Annotated in this window: 20 protein-coding genes; 2 read left to right on the top strand and 18 right to left on the bottom strand. The window is 47.1% G+C overall.

Annotation, left to right across the window (positions count from 1 at the left end; genetic code table 11):
• Positions 1 to 5: 5 nt before the first annotated feature.
• The 9 genes from KGP16_RS01905 to KGP16_RS01865 form a co-directional block, all read right to left on the bottom strand.
• Entirely contained in the window at positions 6 to 1,301 is a 1,296-nt protein-coding gene (locus KGP16_RS01905) for a hypothetical protein (RefSeq protein ID WP_223500713.1), read from the bottom strand.
• A 62-nt stretch (positions 1,302 to 1,363) separates the two neighbouring features.
• Positions 1,364 to 4,030, bottom strand: coding sequence for a hypothetical protein (locus KGP16_RS01900; protein ID WP_223500711.1), 2,667 nt, complete (start codon positions 4,028 to 4,030; stop codon positions 1,364 to 1,366).
• Between the two features lie 664 nt (positions 4,031 to 4,694).
• The gene (locus KGP16_RS01895) at positions 4,695 to 6,581 is read right to left on the bottom strand and encodes a hypothetical protein (protein ID WP_223500710.1); all 1,887 of its coding nucleotides are present in this window, start codon (positions 6,579 to 6,581) and stop codon (positions 4,695 to 4,697) included.
• Between the two features lie 2 nt (positions 6,582 to 6,583).
• The gene (locus KGP16_RS01890) at positions 6,584 to 7,099 is read right to left on the bottom strand and encodes an ABC-three component system middle component 2 (RefSeq protein WP_223500709.1); all 516 of its coding nucleotides are present in this window, start codon (positions 7,097 to 7,099) and stop codon (positions 6,584 to 6,586) included.
• Entirely contained in the window at positions 7,096 to 8,223 is a 1,128-nt protein-coding gene (locus KGP16_RS01885; protein WP_223500708.1) for an ABC-three component system protein, read from the bottom strand. The genes KGP16_RS01890 and KGP16_RS01885 overlap by 4 nt, the downstream gene beginning before the upstream one ends.
• Positions 8,224 to 8,746: 523 nt before the next feature.
• A complete protein-coding gene (locus KGP16_RS01880; RefSeq protein WP_223500707.1) occupies positions 8,747 to 10,576 on the bottom strand; it encodes a hypothetical protein in 1,830 nt (609 codons plus the stop codon).
• Between the two features lie 225 nt (positions 10,577 to 10,801).
• Positions 10,802 to 11,239, bottom strand: a complete 438-nt coding sequence (gene ssb / locus KGP16_RS27630) for a single-stranded DNA-binding protein (protein WP_371822704.1) — start codon at positions 11,237 to 11,239, stop codon at positions 10,802 to 10,804.
• A gap of 97 nt (positions 11,240 to 11,336) precedes the next feature.
• Positions 11,337 to 11,807 carry an STY4534 family ICE replication protein gene (locus tag KGP16_RS01870; protein WP_223500706.1) on the bottom strand — a complete coding sequence of 157 codons (471 nt, stop codon included), beginning with the start codon at positions 11,805 to 11,807 and terminating at the stop codon, positions 11,337 to 11,339.
• Positions 11,808 to 12,523: 716 nt separating this feature from the next.
• Complete coding sequence (locus tag KGP16_RS01865) at positions 12,524 to 13,273, bottom strand: PFL_4669 family integrating conjugative element protein (RefSeq protein ID WP_223500705.1); 750 nt, start codon at positions 13,271 to 13,273, stop codon at positions 12,524 to 12,526.
• Between the two features lie 64 nt (positions 13,274 to 13,337).
• On the opposite strand from KGP16_RS01865, the gene KGP16_RS01860 reads away from it, so the two are divergent.
• Positions 13,338 to 14,063: a hypothetical protein gene (locus KGP16_RS01860; RefSeq protein WP_223500704.1), complete on the top strand. Its 726-nt coding sequence runs from the start codon at positions 13,338 to 13,340 to the stop codon at positions 14,061 to 14,063.
• 102 nt (positions 14,064 to 14,165) lie between these two features.
• Here KGP16_RS01860 and KGP16_RS01855 read toward each other — a convergent pair whose 3' ends face one another.
• From KGP16_RS01855 to KGP16_RS01820, 8 genes are all read right to left on the bottom strand, one after another.
• The gene (locus KGP16_RS01855; protein ID WP_223500703.1) at positions 14,166 to 15,368 is read right to left on the bottom strand and encodes an STY4528 family pathogenicity island replication protein; all 1,203 of its coding nucleotides are present in this window, start codon (positions 15,366 to 15,368) and stop codon (positions 14,166 to 14,168) included.
• A gap of 68 nt (positions 15,369 to 15,436) precedes the next feature.
• A complete protein-coding gene (locus KGP16_RS01850; protein ID WP_223500702.1) occupies positions 15,437 to 15,688 on the bottom strand; it encodes a hypothetical protein in 252 nt (83 codons plus the stop codon).
• Between the two features lie 61 nt (positions 15,689 to 15,749).
• The gene (locus tag KGP16_RS01845) at positions 15,750 to 16,325 is read right to left on the bottom strand and encodes a DUF2857 domain-containing protein (RefSeq protein WP_223500701.1); all 576 of its coding nucleotides are present in this window, start codon (positions 16,323 to 16,325) and stop codon (positions 15,750 to 15,752) included.
• Between the two features lie 186 nt (positions 16,326 to 16,511).
• Positions 16,512 to 18,143, bottom strand: coding sequence for a ParB family protein (locus KGP16_RS01840; protein WP_223500700.1), 1,632 nt, complete (start codon positions 18,141 to 18,143; stop codon positions 16,512 to 16,514).
• The gene (gene dnaB-PI, locus KGP16_RS01835; protein ID WP_223500699.1) at positions 18,140 to 19,543 is read right to left on the bottom strand and encodes an SPI-7-type island replicative DNA helicase; all 1,404 of its coding nucleotides are present in this window, start codon (positions 19,541 to 19,543) and stop codon (positions 18,140 to 18,142) included. The genes KGP16_RS01840 and dnaB-PI overlap by 4 nt, the downstream gene beginning before the upstream one ends.
• A 13-nt stretch (positions 19,544 to 19,556) precedes the next feature.
• On the bottom strand, positions 19,557 to 20,096 hold the full coding sequence (locus KGP16_RS01830; RefSeq protein ID WP_223500697.1) for a hypothetical protein: 540 nt from the start codon (positions 20,094 to 20,096) through the stop codon (positions 19,557 to 19,559).
• The gene (locus KGP16_RS01825; protein ID WP_223500695.1) at positions 20,093 to 20,968 is read right to left on the bottom strand and encodes a ParA family protein; all 876 of its coding nucleotides are present in this window, start codon (positions 20,966 to 20,968) and stop codon (positions 20,093 to 20,095) included. The genes KGP16_RS01830 and KGP16_RS01825 overlap by 4 nt, the downstream gene beginning before the upstream one ends.
• A gap of 199 nt (positions 20,969 to 21,167) precedes the next feature.
• On the bottom strand, positions 21,168 to 21,386 hold the full coding sequence (locus tag KGP16_RS01820; protein ID WP_037376542.1) for a hypothetical protein: 219 nt from the start codon (positions 21,384 to 21,386) through the stop codon (positions 21,168 to 21,170).
• Positions 21,387 to 21,579: 193 nt separating this feature from the next.
• Here KGP16_RS01820 and KGP16_RS01815 point away from each other — a divergent pair, with 193 nt between their 5' ends.
• Positions 21,580 to 22,683 (top strand): hypothetical protein, encoded by a 1,104-nt coding sequence (locus KGP16_RS01815; protein ID WP_223498750.1) that lies wholly within the window; start codon positions 21,580 to 21,582, stop codon positions 22,681 to 22,683.
• Between the two features lie 86 nt (positions 22,684 to 22,769).
• Here KGP16_RS01815 and KGP16_RS01810 read toward each other — a convergent pair whose 3' ends face one another.
• The gene (locus KGP16_RS01810; protein WP_059199504.1) at positions 22,770 to 23,690 is read right to left on the bottom strand and encodes a LysR substrate-binding domain-containing protein; all 921 of its coding nucleotides are present in this window, start codon (positions 23,688 to 23,690) and stop codon (positions 22,770 to 22,772) included.
• Positions 23,691 to 23,868: the final 178 nt, after the last annotated feature.

Raw genomic sequence — 23,868 nt, 5'->3', positions numbered from 1 at the left:
TAGGCTTATCCTTGGTTTAATCGCTCTTTCGGCGTTTTCCATTTCAACAACCGCTCAACAGCCGTATCTTCTGACAGGAACTGACGAGCCAGTTGCAGGCGTTCCATAACCTCTACCTTCTGCTGCTCATCAAGCGTTAGCGCATCTGACTCTGCCTGGTGGAAAAACTGTTCCAGTCGTTTGTCTTCAGTCCACTGGGCCATAATGGATTTCAGCTCGGTACGGCTGGCGCTGTACGCTTGCTCTTCTTGCTCTATGCGTTTCTTTTCCAGATATATGGCGTGTTCCCGCTCACATCGAATGCGCCACTCCTCAGCTTCGATTCTGGCCTGCTCTAACTGCTTTGAAATGAGCGGAACGGCCTCCTGCATCGCCGAAATCATCTTAGGGATCTGGCTAATCAATCCACACTGTTTTGTCTGCCGGAACTGAAGTAACCATTTGGCGGAAGGATAAGGCGAGTAAAGCTGCAACAGAAATCGCCCGGTAGGGAGGGTATTTTTCGATACGTGAGGGAAAAGCCCGCTATTTCCCCGCATCCACCGTACCATCTTTTCATCACGGACATAGCGATTTTTGACTTTTTTCGCTGGAACATACTCCGTCATTTCAGCAAGATTAAACGCAAAGTACATATTCCCGATACAAATAATACTTGGCGTATAAGGCCGCCATAAATTGTGCCAACGATACCCTCCCTCTTTCGGATCTTCCTTAATATCAATATCCGCACGAAGCAGCCTTTCTTCCTGCAAATCCAGCGTTACGCGATACCCTTTTTTCCCTAGGGCATCAAAGAAGCGGCTCAGGAACTCTATTGCACTATCAAATCCCGTATCAGAAACGTTGAGATCCAGTAATTTCTTTTTCGTAGGCTTGTAATAGCCATCGTCGGTGACCGAGGAGGCTGGCAGATACGTTTTGAGATCGTTTATCAATCCGTAGCCATTCCCCGTAACGGGAGCTTGCTTTCGGGTTACTACTGCAGACGCTGGCTTTGCTGCCGTAATGGCGGGGGGTTGCACTGATGGGGTATTATTCTTCAGTGCCTTTACCGCCTTACTCTTTTTCAAAGCAGGCAACGCAGGAATTGCAGGCGCAGTCCCTTTCACCAGCGCCTTCCAGTAACCGGCCAGCGGTCTGGGTATACCCAATTCGCTGCATCGTTTCGCCAGTAACTCAGTAGTGATGCCATACAGCACGGTTATACGCTCCGCAGGCTCGCTCCAGACCAGGTGATACAGCGTTTCCCGATCCTGAGGTAAGGTCTGTACGGTATTATGTAAATTAATCTCTGACATTACGCCTCCCTTCTTTAGCCAGCTAATTCCACTATTTGTTTCGATTGTAGATATTTTAGTTGCTACAAGGATGCCATCAAATCGGCAATTTTATCCGTAAAGCCCTGATCACCTTTATCAAGAAGAGTTCCCCATAGCGCAAAACTGATAGCCGAACGAGGTAACTTCCAAGGGCGGTCATAGGCTTTGGAGGGAAACTTACCGCTTCGTACTGATTCCAAACGTTGTCCGGTTCTTTTTACCAGCACATCTGCCGCTTGCTGGCCTGATACCGGATACTTTTGTTTGTAATCGCTGGCTGACATTGCCCCCAGATAGGCCAAGTGAAATGTATGGGCAACAGGGAGTTCATTGACTAGTTCACGGGTGAGATCAGATATCTCTTCTGTATTGCGTGGTTCAGGCCAATTGCGCTCTTGCGCGAGAAAACCGATATATTGAGCCACTTCAGATCGGGCGATCTCTAAAGACAGGGGCTGAACTTCCTTTCTCCATTCATCGGGAATGTCCCCATTGATGGCACGAAGTTGTTCCACGACAGAGGCACAGGAAGGAGATAAGCGCCATCTGATACGCCCGAAACGCCAAGCGCGGATAAAGTCAGAGTCATCTTCGACAACAAATGCGTCAAGTTTGGTTGCTGGATGAACCGCAACCAGTCCTGTTTTTAGTAGATCAAACAAAATCGAGTTGTTACTCGCCATTGGGCCAAATGGTGTCTCACACTGACTTAACATGGGAAGTTCAGTATCGTCAGGCTCTGCATTAGCACAGCGGAACAATGCCAGCAGGGCAACAGCAGCACGCAGAGTGATTTCGGATATAGCAACGGGCTGCTCAACCAACTGAGGTAATTTATTTATCTCTGCAATGACAATTCGTCTTTTTGCGTCATCCTTGTCTTCACATCTTCTCGATGCTCGGTGCAATGCGTCTTCCAGTTTTGTTCTTTCAGACTCGTCATCGCTTTTATAATCCAGTACAACCGGCTTAATTTTTTCCACGAGTGGCATGTCTGCCTGAGAAGTACATAATAGAAGGATGTTAAAAATTGCCGAGTAGTGATTGGGATTTAAATTAATTGCATTCTGGTATGCTACTTTTGCTTTTGTATAGTACTTCATCGCATGTGAAGATAGACCAAGGTAAAACTGAACGGAGCTGCAATTATCTTCACTCGCAACAAACCCCATTAGCTGGTAAAACTCACGCTTGACGTCATGAACTGCAAGTAAGTGAACGAGCTCTTTAATTAAGTCATATATCTTTGGTGCGGGAACCTCAATCACTTTAAGCTGACTAATAACACCCTCAGTCAATTTCTTTAATGCACTCGTGTGTTTTTTGGCCTTCTCGATAATTAATTCATTGTAGGAAAAATCAATTTCTTTCTGATTGGCTATCCATTCGGATACTATCCAATTCTGTCCAATGATATTCCAGTCAGGATCCCTACGCTGAGACTCAATTACGGTATACAAAGAAAGAAGCCGACCATCAAACTCGTGCTCATACCCGGTTATATCTCCAATAAGCTCTGCCTGTAGCTCCCAAAAGTCGTCTGGCAAACAGGGATTATCATCCTCAAGCTCATCGCATGCATCATCCAGTTTTAGAATGGCATACGCCATGCGGTAGAAAAACTGAGTACGTTTATTCGCTAAATCAGTAAGAATGTCCTGATAGGGGCGCAAATCGCTGCAGGGCCAAGCATGCCCATAATTGCCCCAATTACTTCCACTAACGGGAAAATCGTCGTCATAGAGATCAAGTGCGTCAAGATGAAAACCACTTTTCCTTGACTCCAGTAGTTGAACAAGTTCTTTGGCAAACTTAAGAACGTGTTCTTGAGAGGTTCTGCATGCAACAGCAAGAGCTGCCCGGGTAATTCGTATTCGGTTTTCAATAGGAAGTAACGCATTATTCAATAGGTGTTCGAAACCCGAAAGTCCCTCTTTGGGATCTATTTTTGCCTGTATATCACTACGAGCTAATGTTATTTCCCAAAGCATTTCTTCTGAAGCAGGCTCATAACTTTGCTCTATCTCTTCGAGTTGACGAAGGAATTCAAGTGCCTCACTAGTTTTTCCTGCATTTACAGCAACTTCCGCTGCGGACCAGAGAAGACTCTGCATTCGGGGTGGATACTCTGGTGTGCTTATTAATGTATATTGTTCACAGAGCGGTGCCTCACAACGTTGCATGCAGGTAAGAACGGCCAGACGAATCTGTTGATGTCTTGGATAAAGCGAAAGAAGGTGCTGAAGGTCGTTAAGTCGTTGATGAGGGTTTTCATAATCTTCAGACCACCAAGATGATGATCGGGCAATAGCGGCCAGTGGTGGTACAGAGTCCGATGAAACAACCTGCTTCAATTTGGGCCAAATTAAACGCTTATCTGCAGAACTACGTTTATAGTCGCTATCATGGGTAATAAGCATCCCCAAAAGACCGATACCTTCAGCATCTAAATCGTCTCCGAGCGATAGAAGCCGATTCCTAGCATCTTCATAACGATCCAGCATCCATTCGCAAAATGCGATCTTAGCGATGAGTTGAGGCGTTGATACATCAAGCTGCTCGTACCCAGATAGCGCATCTTCGTACCTTCTGTGTTTAAGATGAACATCAGCTATGCTTTCCAGACCTGAAGAGCCAGCGATCTGAGTATGCTCATCAAGAACAGCTGACAAAGTGTGAGGTAATGGACAATCCATATTGTTCGCCAAAGTTGTATCCCCCAACTGTATGTTTAGAAAGTTATGACCTTAGTTTCCTTATGGCATTATACAGTTGAAGTGCGAAAAGCATCTTCAAAAATGTCTGATCCGGGCACATAACTGACTATAATTCTTATGTCGGCTGCTGATATACAGTCAACAGGTAACAACCTGCTTCTACATTTTGTTGGCTATGAGGTAAGTAATACGACGTCCAGTCGTATGGGGATAAGTATCAGAAATTGTCACTTGAAGTGGCAGATAACGTAAAAGGATAGCCTGAGACTACGAATTAGCGGCCTTGGAGTTTTGCAGCGACGAAGAGCACTCGGCCAGAAAAAGCAAAGGCAACAGACTGAGTAAGCTGGCTAATGTCTGCAAAGAGCACCTGTTCAGTGATAAAGCAGCCTTCACTGTGCGGAGTACTCAAATAACAATGTTATTTTCGTTGGTGAAAAAACGCCGAAGGCATGCATATGCAATCGAGGGTCTATAGCAGGGAGCAGCCTAATCGGATAGTCGGATAAGAGCGAAGAACGGACGTTCATGACGCCCGTTCATATCCACGATCAGAATAATGGGAGCAGTTCAGTAAGAAAAACCGCCTAGATATATAGAGGAAAATTCATACTGAAAATTTAGAAAAGCAACTTTCAAAAACATTGCTCCCCGTTTAAGAAATTGCTGGAGGTTCGCAGGCACCTGGAATCAATGCAGAACGCTCTTCAGCCTCAGCATACTCGCCCGCAAACCATTCGTAATGCACTTTTTTCATAATTGAAGCTGGCGGCTCTTTATTTTCAATAATAATAACTTGTAAAGTTTCAGGTAATTGAGCCAATGAATTCCAAAATCCAGTTTCGACACCCGCAGAAATTGGTTCGTCTGAGCCTGATACTTTTACGGCCCCTTTTTTCTTGTAACTGGTTAGCGGTGAATCTATTACCACTAACCCTGGGTGCGGCCGTCCATTTTTAACACAGTACTTTAATAACCCAATGATAAAGGCCGAATAGAGAATTGCGCGGACCCCCTTGCCGTGTGACTGACGGGGTTGACCGTCAACAATGATATCGTACTCTTTCTCATCAAAGGCAACTCTAGGTTTAGAGCTCCATTTCCAGTCGGTTAAAACTGCTTCAATTTCTGTACAGAGGCCAGTCAGTGATTGAGAAGACAGCCCTTCCCATTCCAATTTTGGTTGGTTGCCTTGGGTAAGCGATTTCTGGATATCTATTTGGAGTTTATGCAGTTCATCCCACCGTTGGAAATCAGTAAGCTCAGCATCTCTTTCTGATCGGTACTCGAGCAGTTTTTCGAGGCGCTCTATGGTGCGAGCAAGCAGAGGTGTAAAGTTACGAGTGAGATTTCTCCGTAGATTTGCAAGCATGTTCTGAGCATTGTCCTTCTCTTGCTCAAGCTCTCCCTTTCTTTGATTGAGATTGCCAATTGCTTTTTGGAGGTCCGCCAAGTACGCATGGATCTTTGCAGCTTCCGCTGTTGCAGAATGCCGAATTTTATCACTATTCAACAAGATCTGCGTTTTTTCACTGTGATAATGGTCAAGAGTTATATTCTGCCCACAGAGAGAGCAAGGAACCTCTTGGAGAGATTCAAAGTAATGAGCCCCTTCCGCAAGAAAATCTAACCGTTTCAGGTCGGAGTGGTATCGTTCTCCGAGCAAGCTATATCTTAATTGGATTTCTGCCACACCCAGTAACTGAGATTCAGCTTTTAGACTAAGAGCTGTTGCCTCCTGCATTTCCTCGTGTAAACGGGAGATGTCGTTTGTTACTTTTTCTACTTCTTCAGACAATATCACGATCAAATCATCAAGCTCATTATCGTGTTCGTGACCGAGCGCAGGGGTATCCGATCTAGCGCCAAAGCGTTCTTCAAACGGTTGAATCATTTCTTGCACAATCTCAAGCTTTGCTTGCAGCCGTGCTCTTACAATTTCAGTTTTTTCCTCAGCAACTATTCCATCATCATCTATGCCAGTGAGAATATACGAGAACATGCGTTTTCGGGCGGTATCATCATAACCGGAGCGACCAATTACTGGCGAGAATTCGTCGATGATGGATACTTCATCAATCAGGAATATGGGGGCAAGCGTACGAATGGAAAGGCGTTGCGTTGCGCCATGTGCATTCTTGCGCAGCTTAGCCTCCTTAATTCCTGCGAAAGGGAAAAGTATAGATGTAACATCAGGCCCTGTGCTCTTGCCTTTGCGGACTGCTGCTATCGACTCTCCTTTTCCATCAATGCTGTGAATTGGAACATAATGAGCAGTTAGTTTTCCGCCATCCAGTGCACGAGTTAGCGTTAACATATTTTTTGTTGAGTTTTCGAACTCAACAAAAAGGTGTGTATAAGCAGCTGCTTCTTTAGGCTTCTTTTTGAGTTTCTCGGCACCAAGAATATAATCTAAGCAGCTAATAAGGTAACTCTTGCCGGTATCAGACTCTCCCGCAAGAATGTTCGCACCCTTATCGAAGTCTACATAAGCATCTTGAATGTCTTTTCCACGTAAAAGTATTTTTCTTATCCGGAACATTTTCACAAATCCAATAAGTCTATTGCAGTCAATCGATCGAATTCAGATCCCCATCGACCCACATTTTGTGTCATAAATGAAGCAAGTTCTTCATTTGAGTAGTGGCAAAACTGTTTCGTTACCCAAAAGGCACGTTCAGCAAGTTCGCTTGCATAAGGAGACTCTAGGAGCTGCACAAATCTTCCTGTCAATTCGGAAGCCTGATATAAAATTCCTTCGGGAGAAAAAAACACCTCGATCAATTCCCTCGAAAGCATCAGATTAAGCCCTGCTTGAATTGAACCACGCTTCACAAGTAGCTCAGTTCCTCTATGGGGCACCGCCGGATGAAGACTTTTTGGCCCATCTTGCACATCGCTGGTATGTACAAGAAGGTAGTCATAAGAAACTATTCTTTGTAGATCCATAGCCATATCACCGGCTGCGTTCAATATGAATAGCGCACGGAAGCCATACTCCAGAGGGGAGTTGAAAGGTCTATCTTCGAAGTGTCTCTTTGTTTCTATAGTTTCAATCATGGATTGCACCAGTCAATCACCTTATTGTTGGCTAATTGATGGCACATACCTTCACGGTCTTTACTTGTGACGTGAGCAGCAAGTGGATGCGCACCAAGCTGTAAAGTTTGAGCAGCCTTTACGGTACTTTTCAGACGGACCAATGGTGTCCCTTCGTGATCTGTGTATGTGTAGTACAGCCCATCATTGAATTCCTCCAGTAAGGTATTAAAGAATGCTTGATTAGCCATCTGATCTCTAGCAAGTTCCTTCAACCCTTCTGCACAATAAAAGGTAATCCGAGAACGTTCGAAAAGATTTACGTGACTAATATTCCGTTCAAAATCAGCGAAGGTCCGAACTGGGTTTGCTATATCGTGGCTAATGACGGCGTACAGTTGATCAATATATGCGGTCTCTATAGGGTCAACTGCTGATGGAGGAGCCTCTGGCGGATCACGTTCAATTAGGGGTGCTCCGAAAACCGTGAGATGGAATGAGGTTTTTCTATGTTCGTCGAGTAAATCATGTGGTTGCTTTGCACGGAAAATACTGAAATCAAATTTTTTTATATAGTTTTGGAGTTCCATTGTCAGAGGGACTTTATTTTTTGATGTGATCGTTTTGGCATAAGACGGCCAACCGGAAAGAATCGCCTGTTTGAGTTTTGCTGGATCGTCAAGAAGGTCTTGAAATGGTGATGTGACACCTTTATGTGTAACAAAGTAATATTCTTCAGGTACAGTGTAGTCCCTGATAAAAGTATAATAAATGACTTTTGCAATTTCGACACCCGCCTTTGCAAGGCCTAAATTGGCATCATAATGTTTACATTGATACAGGAGCCACCGCCGAGGTGAAACATTTGCAGAGTCAAGCCACACAACGATGTCCCGCCCCTTATCCCCAGCACCGCCACGCTGCTGTATTTCATTTACATATTGCTGCCTAGCAAGGTAATCAGATGCCCATTCGAGAGTGAAACGTTCAAATTCAGTGGCACTAAACTGCGCCAGACGAACAAGAGGTGCGATAGGTAGCCCTACGCCTAACCCAAGCAATCTAGCATTGGCGCCCGGCCATGGTGTAGGTGCCGATAGCCCGCTAAATGTAGAGCCAAGATCTTGTTTTATTTCCTCTGTCACCACACCCTCCATGCCGAAGTGATACATCAAGGTTTTATTTAGTCAATTTCATTTCAAAAATTACCACACTGGCGCATGAAAAGTAAGTACCTACCTACCCCCTATTTGTTAACATGCCAAAATGTTAATAACGTCCACTTCAGGCACTAAACTGACTATCAGACCAGATTAGTTACTCATAAGCTCAAGATGACTAGATAAGATCGCAGCCACAGAGCTGTGGGCATGGTAGGCTTGAAGCTAGCCCAGCCAATAAGTAACGGTTATCTGCCGTTTGGCCATAAGCATCAGAAGTCTTTGGCTGTACATTAGGGCTAACGAGGGATCACTGGTTAGTGGCTCTGGAGCTTTTGAGGGGATGATGAGCACGGGATCAGAAAAAAACCTTTTGAGCAAGTTAGTCTTAAGATAAATATCGTCCTCAAAGACACCACATCCATCAGGATCTCGACTCTTACCTAGCATACCAAACTTGCTCCAACCTCTTATACTACCGTTGGAACTTTAGCTAACTGAAATTATTTCACTTATGCAAACTGAGCCATTTAATGAGCAATGTATCCACTGAAGGATGCATATTTTTTTTCATCTCAGCTTCTACTTTTTTCTTCTCACTTCCATCCATGCCGAAATATGGAACCATCTGATTTATTGTGAGTTCATAAAAGTGAATATAACGTTGAAATGCTTCTTCAGGAGAACGGATCACCGGCAACATAGAAGATGTATAATACAAAGCATTAATGCTGCCTCGAAGATAGTGCTCAAGATTAACAGTCAAAAACTCAATGTATGGGCTTGTTTGAGCATTATGCGCCAATTCATTTCTAAGGGTATAAAGACGATATAGATGCCTTTCTACTTTATTAGTATGCTGAATGATCTTCTCGCCTAACTCAAGTGGTGAACAACAAAGAGAAACAAACTTATTGAACATAAATAAAGCATATGGATAAAGGCTTAACTGGCTATTCATCTTATTTGTGAAATCACTATCTTTTAGCAATTGGAAAATTTCGTCCAAGCTACATTTCGCAGGTTTAATAACATGGCCACCACCTAGGGTAATAGTTATATTTAAATAACTTGCAATCCCACGCAAAGCGATCAATTGTTTAACTACATAGTCAAGCCCCATACAAGCAGGGGTAGTATGAATCACATGATCATCATGATCCATTTGCTTAGCGGATACACCAAGGGTTAATGCTTCGAGAGCAGACCAAAATGAGGTAAACCGAGTTTCATGTGTTCCGCTACTGATTCCATTGCGCAGAAAGTGAAATACAGAGCTTACCTTACGAACCGATTCAAGCGACGCATTATTATACAGCCCTGATAATGATTTCATAAAGTGGCTAAAGTCATTGACTGTCAAGCGATCATTATTTGAGTGAATTTCGTTATCAAAGTTTTTAATAGTCAGTTCTCTTCCATTGCTTTCTACCACAGTGAAATTTCGCTGTACAATAAGCTGACTACGCCCACACATATAACCTAGTACATCTAACGACTCTTTAAGTATGCGCTCTGCCTTTACTCGTGCACTTAGTACAGAAATTGCATTAGTCTCTACTGTTATTTTTGTCCCACGAACATTATTATTGCCAATAGTAATGGGAGAATATAAACAACCGTTAAATTTTGTATCACCTTCACTTGTGGACAACATATCAAAGAGTTTTTCATTTTCGATACGAAGAGTAACAATAAACTTATCCTCTCTGACATTAATCTTGCTTGCCCATGAGGTAAACCGATGCTCAAACGTTCTGTCATGGTTCATTAAAATTCTAGCATAATGGATAAAACACTCAGAGAGTGGCATTCCAGCCGTTAATAAAAAACTCATTATGTTATTGCAGATTTTCACTATCAGAGCATAATCACTATTAGTAGGCAGATTCTGTTTTTTTAATTCTGTGCCCAATAGTTCAATAGCTTCTTCAATATAATGCTTTTCCAGAAGTTTACTTAGCTCTACAAAAAGGCTTCCCATCAAGCCCTGTTGCTTCTCCACAGGGCTCCTTGCAGTGTCTTCCCAAGCACCATTGTGATCCAGCAATTGTTCGATTTGTTTGGGGATACCTTCGAAACATGGTTGTAGTAGCACAGGATCATCTTTCAATATGTCCAGAAGCTCTTTTGCCGAGCGTCTTCTTTTATCTTTACCCTTGAACTTATCTCCCTGAGAAAAAAGGGTTTTCATCTCTAGCATAGAGTAGAGGATATTATTGAAGCTTGCCCTATCGGTATCTATACTCTCTTTATGAGATAGGCTTCCCCAGCATTCAATAAAAAAAAGCTCACGGGGGGCGAGTCCGTTTCGGTTTAGGCGATTATCAATTCTCACTGTAGTTGCGTCCTTTCGTTAAGATGCTATACTAATGTCATAGTAACCTATTTTCTTCATCTGCTGCATAGGCTGATGATACAACCGAAAAAAAGGCCCCCTTCTGCTTCGCCTGTGGCTTAGTCCCGGACAGAAGATGGGCCATACTTTAAAAAAACGCCTATATAGGCGTTTTTTTGTTTACAATATTTCTCCCTTATGTTTACTCTACAAGCCAATCTTACCTCAAAAAACATATGTAACATATTGATTGATAATCATATTATAACGAAATTTCATCTTCAATATCCACCGATACACCAACCTCACTGTCAGATAACTGAGCCGGAGAAGAGTGGTCTCCCTGTAGCGGATGAGTAGATGAGTAGCAGTGCCACAACTTGATCCCTCCAGCATTCTCCAAGTACCGTTGATGCTGACAACCCCCTCTGTAGCATAACGATCCTGGCCTGATGACTGACCCAGCCATTTACACTGGCATTCACCGGCCACTTCGGCCAGCTTGCCATACAGGATAATGCGGTGCCATTCGGTTTTCTTACGCTGTTCTCCGGTCTGTTTGTCACGCCAGATGTCAACGGTGGCCAGCGAAAAAATGGCTACCACATCGCCTGCGGGCATATAACGAACTTCAGGGTTTTTCCCTAGGTATCCAACCAGAATGACCTTGTTAACGCCGCTGGACGTTGTATTTTCCTCCTACCAGCAGCCAAGAAAATAACCCCTGGCGAAAACCAGTTCCGTCAGGGGTTAAGTGCGATCAGAATGAATCGGCCGTGTAGTCTTTCTGGGCAGTGCCACTCTGAGGAGGTAAGGAGTCGGATTTTTCGGCCCGGTAGACCATATCTTGCCCTACCTTTATCCAATCCAGCTTGATTAAGCGGGCTTTTAGGCTGACGCGCTGTTCACCGGCATGTTCGCCCTTGTTCAGCGTAAAAATCTCGGTCGAAGGGTTGCTCAGGGTAAAGCCTATCAGCACTTTTTTGTCTTCATCGACCGCCTTCTGGCAGCGGCCTATTAGACTGCTGGCCTCTTTACCCGAGACCGTAACGTCAAAACGTACATAGCACGGATTGTCAGTAGCGCCGCTCAATGCGTTAATTACGCAACAGAGAAACTCACCGTTATGAACATTCACCTGACGAACGTTGCTCAAGTAGCCCAACCCTTTGAGGGTCAGATTGAAATACTCGGTTTTCTGAGATTGAGGGTTATTCATAGCATCGGACATAGTGATTTCTCCATCGAGATAAAAACGGGAACGACGGGGAAATACCTCTTCCCTGACGGGAAGTGAGTATCCCGTCGGGGTATCAGAATCAGCGAAATTCTGAGGGTCTGGTAAGTTAATGAAACTTTCATCGCCCTGCGATAAACGCGTTGATTTTGGCGATATCTGCTTTCAAAAGTGTGCAGATGTACCACATATATGCATGTTCTCCCTTACAGGCTATGGGAGTGTTGTTGTGCAGCCACCCGAAGGCGATCCTCACAGGCTGGCGGACCATTGGTGGTCGTAAATACGACGGATAGAGCCTGGCTATTTTTAAATCAGAGGATCGGCCTGTCAATAAGCAAATCAAATACCAAAGGCAGGAAAATTACGGCGGCAGCAATACGAAAACGGCGCCGAAAAACGACGCCGTAAGGGGAATGACCGGTTCCCGAGGTCTATCTCATCATCTCTCCGGGGATATCCCGACGCGATTTTCACGGAGTTATTGCGTCTTGCAGGCTGGTCAGTGTGCATTGACTCCCTGCCTGGCCAACAACCGCCGGAGCCCGTTATGCCTGGCGGTTATCCCGAAGCCTGTCGGGGTACTTTACATCAAAGCCCAAAGATCTTATCAGATCTATAACGTCTTATGTAGCCGGATTAGCTTTGCTTTTTAGTCGATTTACCGGCGGTATCAGCGGTAACTCTCTGACGTTTGCGTGTACCACCTTTCAAGTCACGCTGATGCCCTTGTCGCTAATATCCCTGCCCGTGCTATCCGCATCTGGCAATGGAGGGGAAAAGGAAGAACGCTGTTTACCGGACATCACATCGGGCTCAGGTTCCCCCAAACGCTCGATAGCATCCAAACCCGTTAGCGTTTTGGTCAGGATATCGTGGCGGGTCACATTGATAGTTTTGTAGGGCTGGATAACGCCATATACACGCCTGACGGCATAACCGCCATCGCTTAACACTCTGTCCCGCTGTGAGCGAGAAATCAGTCCGTAATGGAATGCCTGAAAAGCCTTAAGGGCAAGCTGATCGTAACCAACCAGCAGCCAGACACAGCGGTATCCCAGCGGAGAACGGCTATACACGCTGATATTCAACGGTTCCAGCGAAGCAATATCCCCCAGCGTAATATGGCAGGGTACGCACTTAAGGATCTCCTCCAGTTGCCTGACATACTGTTGCACCTTATCTGTTGATAGTGCCAATATCTGTTCCAGCTTTAGCAATACTGCATCAGCATAAGGGTTGTCTGCCGCAGAGTCCCGCGTAGCGATCCCAGCCCGAAAAATCGCCTGTGGCATACTGAGGATCTCCGGACGTTTGCGTTTTTCTGGCGATAGATCCGCTCTTTTTCGACCTTCCCACAGCCTGATTGCATAGTGTGAATGCAGTTCAATACTTAGAGAGGACTTCAGTGCCCCTGCTTTCGCAGCGGCTGACGGGGCCATTGTTTTATCTTCTGCCATAACTCGCTCCTGTATCTGTGCTAAAGCATCTGGTTTTACAACGCAGGCAGAGATACTCGGGGTGATGGGCAAGCAGAACAATAAGAAACCAATTATTGGCAGGAGGAAAATTGTCGGTATAGCTACTGCTGGCACTGCCAGCACGGATTACAAAGGTGATAATGCCTTTGACACCTGCCGGTTTTCACGGCATATAGGCAGCTATACGTTTTTAAAAGGGATATCAGACGTTATGGCCTCGATTGCAATAGACGTTATTAGTAAAGCTATTATTTCCGGTATTGAAAAAGCACATGAGGATTACCGGCGCATGTCGGGAGGGTACTGGGTGTGGACCGCAGCGGAATATATGCTGACGACCTATATAGCAAAAGAACTGAGCGATATGCGGGGCGCTAAGTTTGTTACCGTCGAAAGTAATGGGTTAAGCTCGATGGATCACGCAGGTGCGATTGCGCCAGGTCGGAAACCCAAGCTAGCCCGGCTAAGCGGACGTTTTGATATTCTGCTGTGGTGGGGGAAAGCGAAGCCTCGAGCGGTAATTGAGGTAAAAAATCAGCCAGGTGGCCCGTCCTGTTGGTATCACGATATCGACAGGATCACCTCGGTGCTTAGAATTAACAAGGATAAGTCGACTATCAAATTTGGGGCGTTCGCTTACTACTATTCGGCGGCCGACGGCAAGTTGCTCAGCGCAGAAGAAAAAGTTTTCAATAAATTTGAACGCGTTGAACAATATGTCAGAGAAAAACTGCCTGACGGCTTATTCGGTTTATCAGGTAACTTCTGATATTTATGATGAAGGCAGCGAAGGCGCATGGGGAGCAGCATGTTTAATTATTAAACGTAGCTGACTTCACCCACTGCTGGCACTGCCAGCAGTGCACGTTTTTTAACCGCTCTTCGCCTGTGCCATACGACGGCGTATTTCAGCCACCACCTGATGAACGTGTTCGGGGGCCGATGGCGTCACAATCGGCTCAGGTTCAGCTAAAACAGTACGGCATACCGGACTTGGTTTACTCGCATGGGCGCTCGATGCAGCAGCAAACAATTGCCCTTCACGCGCTCGTTTCATCACCGTTAACAACCAGCCAACCGGATTGGCCAACTGGCCTCCCGCCAGCCTGCGGTTCAGGTTATCCACGACCTGTCTGGCGCTTTCCTCCGGCAACGCCTGTAATTGCTTGGTCAGCATCTGGATATCATCCTCTTTCAACTGCCGGACAAGGTTTTCAGGCAACTGTGCTACGTACGTATTATTCATCACACTCTGTGTGATATTACGTACGTAATGGTTCGGTTGCCGAACTTTGGTGTAACCCACTGATTTTGTATTGAGTTCGGTTTCCGAACTCGGCCGATTAAGCCCCTCGCTGTGACTGAGTTCGGATGCCGAACCCGGTATTTTCTCCGCCAGTTCGGTATCCGAACTTGGTTGGTTAACCGCCAGATTAACACCTTGGCGTGCGGCCAACTCCCGGGGTGTCTGTACACCGCCAAGCCGTTGCTCTATCAGCGAGATATGGCTATGGCGATGTCGCATCATCGGATCGTCCCTGATATCCAATAACACCGCTCGGGCCGTCTGACTGATAGTGCCATTTTTATGCCGACAGGCTTGTGCTACGGTATCCAGCCAGCCGGGATCTAACGCCTCGGCATCCAGCAACGTAAGTGGTTCATCGTGCTGGGCATAGATATTCCCGCGCACTCGACCCTGTTCGTCACGCACCCGTTTGCACAGACTTAACCAACCGGTAATACGCAACATCAGCAGAACCCGGCTAACGGTTTCGCGGGAGGCTTTACCTTTATGGGGGGAAGCCAACTGCAGCTGTAATTCATCATAGCTGGGGAATATTGCCCCCTCATTTTGCTGTGCATACAGGCGGATCATCATCCACGCCGTTTTATCCAGCGGGGAGAGTCGGGTATCAAGTAGTAATTGACGCGGGAAGGCATCATGCACATTGCCCATATAGAAAAGGCCGCTGCGTATCGGCATTGCTGGTTCACCGGGTATTCGTTCCGCAAGACGCGCTTTCATTTTCTTCAGCGAATACGCGATAAGGCTGTCTGCCGGTAGACTCATGATTGTTCCTTATATCCGAACGGTATGCTTATGGCTGCACCCGGCAGACCGGATGCAGAATAAGTACACTATTTACGGATCGCTTTGCTATAGCGCTCATGGCTCATCAGTTCCCAATTCTGTCCCTGATTACAGCTAAGCAAACGCCAGAACGGTCCAATATTAATTTTCAGGTAACCAGCCCCCTTTTCATTAATACGGATATAGTTACGCTCACCCCGGCGAAAACGTCTGACCTGCTGCCGCGCTTTATGACAGCAGGTGGCGGGTACCGCTAAAGGGGCCTGTAGCCCTGGCATCACTTCCCGTAATTTACCCATCGCTTTCCTCCCGATTAACCATCATCAAAGATGCCCCCGAACCTCAGGTTGGTTGCCATATTTATGCCATTTTCCTTACCGGCTGAACCTGATGCCAACCCCGCACTGCGTGCCAGACGGCGGTAAGAGAAGCATCCATCTGCTCAGCGGCCAGCAGCATCACATCCAGCCCATCGGCGCTATCAATGTTATATATCTCCGCCTTCTGCCATATTCGCCATAACGTGGCATTATCTTCATCCGTTAGCACGATCCCCCGGCCTGGGCGTACGCCAATACCGGCAATGCGCCGCCGGGCGGCGACCTCAACGCTGGATAAGCCAAAATAGTGTTGCAGCAGCTCAATTGAGCCTCCAAATGCCAACGCACGGTCAATACGCTGTAACCGTTTTTGTTCCGTTCGTGCCTGTTGCAGCATTCGCATCAGGTTTTCATGATTAATCTGGAATGACAGCACCGATACTTCGCTATTGGCCAGATAGTGCAGATCTTCAATGGTTAACGATTGCAGCATTTTCATCTCTTTTGGCTGCAACCCCAGCGATTCACAGCGGCGGATGTAGCCACTTTTTAGATCCATCACCAACTGAGTTAACAGGCTGTTGGTGGTCTGGGATAAACTATTGGTATTCGCCATAAGCGTTCTCCTTCGATTTCAGATGCCAGCCAGAAACCGGGCTGACAGCAGGGCCTCTTGCCTGAGGCGGGGTATGCCGCAACGTTATTCCTTGGCTGGAAGGTGGCGAGAAATGCCGTTTGACCACAGTATCAACATCGGCGACTAGCGTAATTTGTAGTGAAAAATAAGTGGTCAATAGAGGCATTACTCTGCCCCCGGTTCAGGCCCGATCCGCCGTTGCAGCTCGCGCAATCGGCGAACAACCCGAATCAGCCGTAAAAAGCGGATGGTCTGAGCATCATCCAGCAGCGGAACCTCACTCTGCCCTACGCCGCCGGTCAGCATATCCATTAAGCAACTGGGTAAATGCCCCTCGCTAGACTCCCCGCATAGGGATAACAACAGGGAAGTTAATGGGGAATTATCCGCTAAATTAGCGGTGCAATAGCCCGATGAGAGCGTGTCGGATGACGCTGGTAGGATTTCATTTTCACAGCCCAGCGCTTCGGCCAGCTCAAACGCCAGACGAAACGCCATGCCTTGCAGATGCTCAATATCATCCTGTAGCGGGCTGAGGGTCCAGATATTAGCCACCGACTCTAACCCCTTAACAGATACATCCTGTGTATCGGGGGCAATGGCAACAGATCCCGCAGGAGCGGATAACGGGGGGATTTGGCCAACGGATACGCTACCTACCTCCATTACCGCAGGCGCGTGCAAATCTGGCTGAAACTCCATACTGCTACCGGCTATCTCTGCATCTGAAGTTTCCTGCTCGCCAGAGGCGTTAATTGGATCTGGGTTATCGACTTCAGCGCGGCGAGATTGCGTTGGCGGTTTGGCAACGACAGGTGAATTGATAGGTATAATATCGCAGGGTGGGCTTGGTATATTACCGGATGAAATATCGGGTGGGCTAAGTAGTTCCTGCTCGCCGAACAACTGTCGGCGGTTACGCTCTTTAGGATCAAGTTCTAATAGCCAGCGGTCGTAGTTCAGCAAGGGATGAGGTAATGCATTGACCAGGTCGCCGATTAACTCATCACGAAACATCTCTAGTGCCCAAATTTCCGGTGAGTCAAACCGACGACAGCAACCGCCAAAAACATCGTCGAATACCTGTGCGGGTGCCGCTGCCGATTGATATTGGTTCCAGATACGCCCGGCCTCCTGCCTTAATGCCAAAAGCTGCCGAATCTGCGGCCCCCCCAGCCCTGACTCCAGTAATACCGGTATCCAGGGATACAGATACTTTAGAGTATTCTCCATCCGGCTAATGGTTGAATTGTCGACAGGCAACCCCTGCTCGGCCAGCAATGATGACAACTCACGCAGGGAGACGTTTTTCTGCAACTGTTCTTGATAGATTTGTCGGGCCTTATGGATACCAAACGCCTTTTCGATAAAGGTGAGTTCGCCGCGTACTTCGTTTTCAGCCAAATGGCCAATGACACACTGTAGTCGTCCGGGCCAGGGTTTAAATAGAGTGTGGATACGGTAGAAACGCTCGTCACCGGTTTCCTGCCACAGCTCGCACAGGATCTCATAGCGGGTGTTGCCACCATCACTAAAGATATAGATATTCGTTGCGCCGTTGGGATCTTGGGTCACTTTGGGCACGGTATCCAGCCCACGGGCGCGGATACTTGCTTTGATCTCCTCATATCTGGGGTTACGGCTGGTACGTGGGTTATCCGGATTGGGGCTAAGCTGATCCAGCGTCAGTACCATCGGCATTTCGCTCATCGGTATCACGGCTATTGCCGCCGGAGACTGACGCCCACCCTGCAGCATGGCACCGCCAAGATCGACCTGTTTTAGCTTCCCGCTCATACAGACCTCCCTTGGTCGGCATAACCAAGGTGAAATCCACCGCCATCGGAGTCAGAAAAGCGCGTGTACCGGCCATCGAATTGGACTTTCACCGTACCGATCGGCCCCTGTCGCTGTTTACCAAGGATCAGTTCCGCCACGCCAGTATCCTGCGTATCCGCGTGATACACCTCGTCACGGTAGATAAACAGAATAAGATCGGCATCTTGCTCCAGCGCGCCAGAATCCCTCAGATCGCCGTTATATGGGCGTTTGTCTGCCCGGCTTTCTACCTGACGATTCAACTGTGATAGCGCGACGACCGGACAGTCCAGCTCTTTGGCCAGCGCTTTAAGGCTGCGTGATATTTCGGTAATTTCTTGCGTCCGGTTTTCCTGACCGGGGCAACGGATAAGCTGTAGGTAATCAATCAGGATAAGTGACGGTGGCCCGTATTTACGCGCATAGCGACGGACGCGGGCACGCAGTAATGCCGGAGTCTGGTGACTGTTATCGTCAATAACCAACCGGCCATTCCATGCGGTGAATGTGTCAATTGAGTGGCTGATACGCGCCCAATGCTCATCGTCCAATTGGCCGCTGCGTAACCTGGACAGCTCAACGCCGCTTTCCATTGCGGTCAGGCGCATCATTAGCTGTATTGTTGGCATTTCAATGCTAAAGATCTGCACCGAGCCTTCAGCATGACCCTGTAATGCCCCGGTGCCGAATGAGAGCGCCAACGAAGTCTTACCCATTGAGGGGCGTGCCGCAACCAGAACCAGATCGCCCGCCTGCAGCCCACAGGTCATATGATCTAATTCGCTAAAACCGGTTGGTATTCCGGTGATGCCATTACCGCCATTGACCTGCTCTAAATGAGTGACCAGCCGATCCATAGCATTGAGTACGCTAATTTCCTGATGCTGCTTTGCACTACCCTTCTCGGCCAAAGCGAACAGCGTACTTTCAGCCTGTTCAGTAATAGTGGAGACCTCAGCCCGAGGTCCTGATACATCGGCGCAAAGGCTTTGCCCCAGATAAAGCAGTTGCCGCAAGCGGCTTTTCTCCAGCACAATCTGCGCATAGGCCACAATATTGGCGGCGCTGGGCGTGTTTTTACCCAGTTCAGCCAGATAGGCAAATCCCCCCACCTGTTCCAGTAGCGCTTTGCGTTCCAATAGCTCAGACAGCGTTATCAGATCGAGCGGGCTGCTCTCCATCGCCAGTTCGGCCATAGCACCGTAGACAATACGATGGCCACCGGTAAAAAAGTCCTCCCGATCCAGCAATAGAACAACCTCGTCCCAACGGTTGTTATCCAGCATCAGGCCGCCCAATACGGACTGCTCCGCTTCCAGAGAGTGGGGTGGGAAATATTGTTTTTTATCATTACGCGTAATAGCGGAATTTATATTCATCAATATCCCCCAATTAATTGCGATCGGAAATGCTGGGATGGTTCAGATAAGACTCACAGCAAGAACAGACGCCAATCCCGGTTTCTCTATCTACCTGCAGCCAATGGCAAGGGGCCCTAAACTTATCGAGACAGGCGTGACTATCAGTACAGCCACACCCGATGCAGCGTGCCTCTTTGATCAAATCGCTATGAATTAGGGTGTTATATGCAGTCTCCAGCACGCAACGCAGCGAAGGAGAAGCGACTAAAATAACGGGGTCAACATCATAAACTGCACTCCCCTCCGGCCCCCCGGTCCATCCACACTCCAGTAATGGGCTCCCTGACGGGTGTTGCGGCCCGAGAGCGATATCGCGCAACTCTGTCTCATTGCTCGGGTTATAGAATTCAATATAATCAGGGGCTATCCCCCACTCATCGGACAAGCGTTCAGCAATGCGCAGCTTGGCGCTTTCACGGTCGGGTGCATCAACATAGACAAAAACTTCATCGTGCTTTTCAGCGGGGTCGACTGAAAAAGCTACCGCTCTCCATATCAGATTCTGATTCATACGTTACCCCCGAGGCTTTCCAACAAGGCATCAAACTGAATTCTCCATTCAGGAAACAGTTCGCTGGCAAGGCTGTGCATGGTTTCCGCCGCAGCCGGGCTCTTTCTATTGGTTTTACATTCCAATCGATGCACCGGCTGAGCTTTGACATGGCCCAGCTTATAGATATCCAGAGAGTCAATGCGCGTATTGAGCAGGTGGTAAACATCACGTTTACCCAGGGAGGAGGTGTCATAGCGCTTATTGGTGACGATCGCCGTCAATTCAGCCAGGCTGACTCTGTCGAGGATCGTATTCTCGATACAGTTAACCAGAATGGCGATTTCCGGCAGGCAAATACCGTAATTTTCAAAAGGCTGTAGACGGGTCAACATGCGTATTGAACCACGCAGAAACTCTCGAACGTCTGGGAGGACCGGTTTAACAATCCCCATCGCCCGCCCGGTGGCCGATAGTAGCGTAAGCTCTACCATCACGCCGGTAGCCCCTTTGGAATCAACAATAATCGTATCGTATTGAGCAAAAGCCGGGTGTTGAAGCACGTTTCGCAGACGCAAACGCCCATCCGGCGCATGTAGCATCGCCGTAGGCAGCATCTCATCCGGATCGTTTGAAATAATGACGTCGAGATTGGTGATAGAAGAGTGGGAGATAGCCTGCGCAGGTTCCGGCACCATCTGCATAAGAAGCTCGTACAATCCCGCAGGTGCTTCATAGTTTAGAGAATAGATACTGCTGGCCGTAGGCTGGGAATAGTCGCCGTCAATCAGGAGTGTCCGGAGTCCGGCATCAGCCAGAAAACCAGCAAGATAGGCTGCGAAAGTCGATTTACCTTCACCACCTTTAGGAGAGATAACGGGCAGAATTTTCATAGTTGCACACTCATGTATGCGCAACGAAATTTAACACCATTTTAACAAGTAGACTATGGGATTGAAAATCCCCGTGTCCTTGGTTCGATTCCGAGTCCGGGCACCACTATTTAGAAGAACCCGCCTATGGCGGGTTTTTTGCTTTCCAGCCTGACTCAACGATTGCCTAATACTCTCATCCAACCAGCCCCCACTAGCTTTACTCAGCATCAAGCCCTTGTGCGACTACAATCAAAAGTAAAGTCTGATTCGCTAATATTGCCCCTCTTTCACTATCAGTAGGCCTGTCTATGGCTCCACTGACGCAAAAAATCCGTGCAGCCAAACGTAATACAAGTCCTATAAGCTCGCAGACGACGGCAACATGCTTTTGCTCGTTCATACCAACCGCTTTTCTGAGAAGTGACAGGAATGACATCAGGCGATCCGGGTTACGGGTACCTCATTAAAACAGCATAAAAAAACACCTGATTGTCCCCCGGTCATCAAGGAAGCAACTATTGTTAAGGTACGGGCTGTTTGTCTGCTTAAGGCTCCCACCACAGATGTTAGCGGAAAGACCCCAAAGAAGCCGTACCACCTAAATAATCTTGTCATTTTGCGAGGTGCACATGCTTTATGTTGATATCCCTAGCCGTGAAGAATATGCCTATTTAGCTGATATTCATGCGGATGCTTGTATCTCGATTTATCTTGAAACCTCGCCTCTACGCCAGCACTTAGAGGCCAGTAAAATTCAACTTGGTAACTTCATCAAGGAGGCGTTGCTGCAGGTTGCAGACAGCGGCCTGGATAAACGCCGTGTTGCCTTGTTGGAAGAACAGCTTCGTTCAGTGTTGGAAGATGAGTCATTTTGGGACCTGCATGCACGCAGCCTGGCGGTGCTTGCAACACCAGACAGTATCCGAACTTACCGGCTGGCCAATGAGCTATCCAATCGACTTGAAGTGGGCAAACGTTTCTACCTTAAACCATTATTACGTGCGTTAACCTTCCCACATTCGGCCTACATCCTTGCACTCTCTGAAAACCAGACACGCCTGATAGAATTTTTTGCTGATGCTCCCGCAGAAGAGATGACAGTGCCAGAGATGCCCACCACCATGAAGGATGCCATGGGGGATGCAGCATTGAATGACCACCACCATGGCGCGACACATCACAAAGTGCGACTGGCGCAATATACTCGCAAAATTGACCAGGCATTACGTCCACTGTTTGCCAGACATGATTCTCCGCTTATCCTTGTCAGTACCGAGCCGCTGGCCTCGATCTACCGTTCAACAAACTCATTGGCTAACCTGGCAGAGGAAACGCTTTTCAAAAATGCTGAGCACCTTGGTACTTCTGAATTAGTAACGTTGGTGCGGCCATTAATGGATAACTATTATCAGGAGCAATTGAACGCGTTAGCCTCGCGCTTTGAAACACGCTTAGGAGAACGCCGGGTCACTCAGGATCTTTCAGATGCGGCAAGAGCAGCCACGTTCGGCGCCATTGATTTGCTACTGATTAACCTCGACTGCAAGCTGAAAGGCATCATTGATGAGCAAGGATTAATCACTTTCAGTGACAACGATGAGGATGACGCCTACGATTTAATTGATGAGATTGCCAAAAGAGCGATGGCTACCGGAGCAAGAGTTTTAGCAGTACGCAGCGACGATTTACCTTCCAGTGCCGATCTTAACGCCATATTACGTTTCCCACTATAAAAGACTCTGTCTGGTCAAGGAAGGTGCGATCAAATTAGGTCGCACCTTCTTGGATAGCCAGCACCGAGGAGCAAACTTCCGTAAAATCAATTCTCATCAGAGAGAAGTTTTAAACACGCCGCTTTGACTTCATCCATCAGTTGTTTTGCCAGCGGAGTCAGCCCATGTTGTTGTTTGTGGATAATAACATATAGGGCATCAGGCAATCTTTCTTTTATAGGTATCACGGTGATAAGATCTTTTACATAAGAAATATCGAGAACTGCCCTGGGTCCAATAAAAAAATAATCCTCATTTAACACCATTTGCTCACCAATGCTCAATGAGTCTCCATAAATCACGATATCCTTGCTCGTTTTCCCATTTGGGAAAATAAATTTCTCTAGTTCTTTATAATACCCGGTTCTGGTACTGGGGAAATACCACTTCGCCCCTTGCAATTCGCTTAATGAGCGGCAATGAGAGAGAGGGTGCCCCTTTCTGGCAATAATACAAAATTCCGCATTGATCGGTTGCTCGACAATAAACTCACTCATTGATATTTCAGGTGACGCGATACCAATAAAAAAATCCAATCGCCCTAACCGAAGTGAACTCACCAGTTCACAAAGTTGTCCTTCAATAATGGTAATATTGGATGTTGGGTGTTCCACTTGAAATTTATTGACTAAAGAAGGGAGAACACTTAAAGCTGGCAGGTGCGAGCAACCAAAGACTACGTTGCCCTGAGATTGTTGACTCAATTGATGCAACTCATCTACGGCTCTTTCCAGATCGTTAAGTAGCGTGTTAACTCTGTGTTCAAAAACACGCCCCATTTTGGTTAACACCATGCCCTGTGGCCCTCTGGATAATAAGGTCACCCCCAAAATCCGCTCTAACTCCTGGATGCTTTTGGTCATCGCAGGCTGGGTTTTGAACAAGGCCTGTGAAGCGGTTCTGATGTTTCCATAATAGATAATCGCCTGAAAATCCCTGAGCTGATTGATTTTTGGAAGTTCTTTCATAACTCACCTTATATTGAGACAACTCTGGAATGAATCAACTTAAGCTTAGATGCAGATGCGGAAAATGTAAACGCGAGCTCTTTATTTAAGAGTGTCAGTTCTGATAGCTTAACGACCAAGTGTATAACTTGTGATAATTGAGAAGGAAAATTCAACTGTTATTAAACTCACCTTTTTT

This window comes from Serratia sp. JSRIV006, assembly GCF_019968685.1.
In the GTDB taxonomy this organism is placed as follows: domain Bacteria; phylum Pseudomonadota; class Gammaproteobacteria; order Enterobacterales; family Enterobacteriaceae; genus Chania; species Chania fonticola_B.
This window is presented reverse-complemented; position numbering and strand designations above follow the sequence as displayed.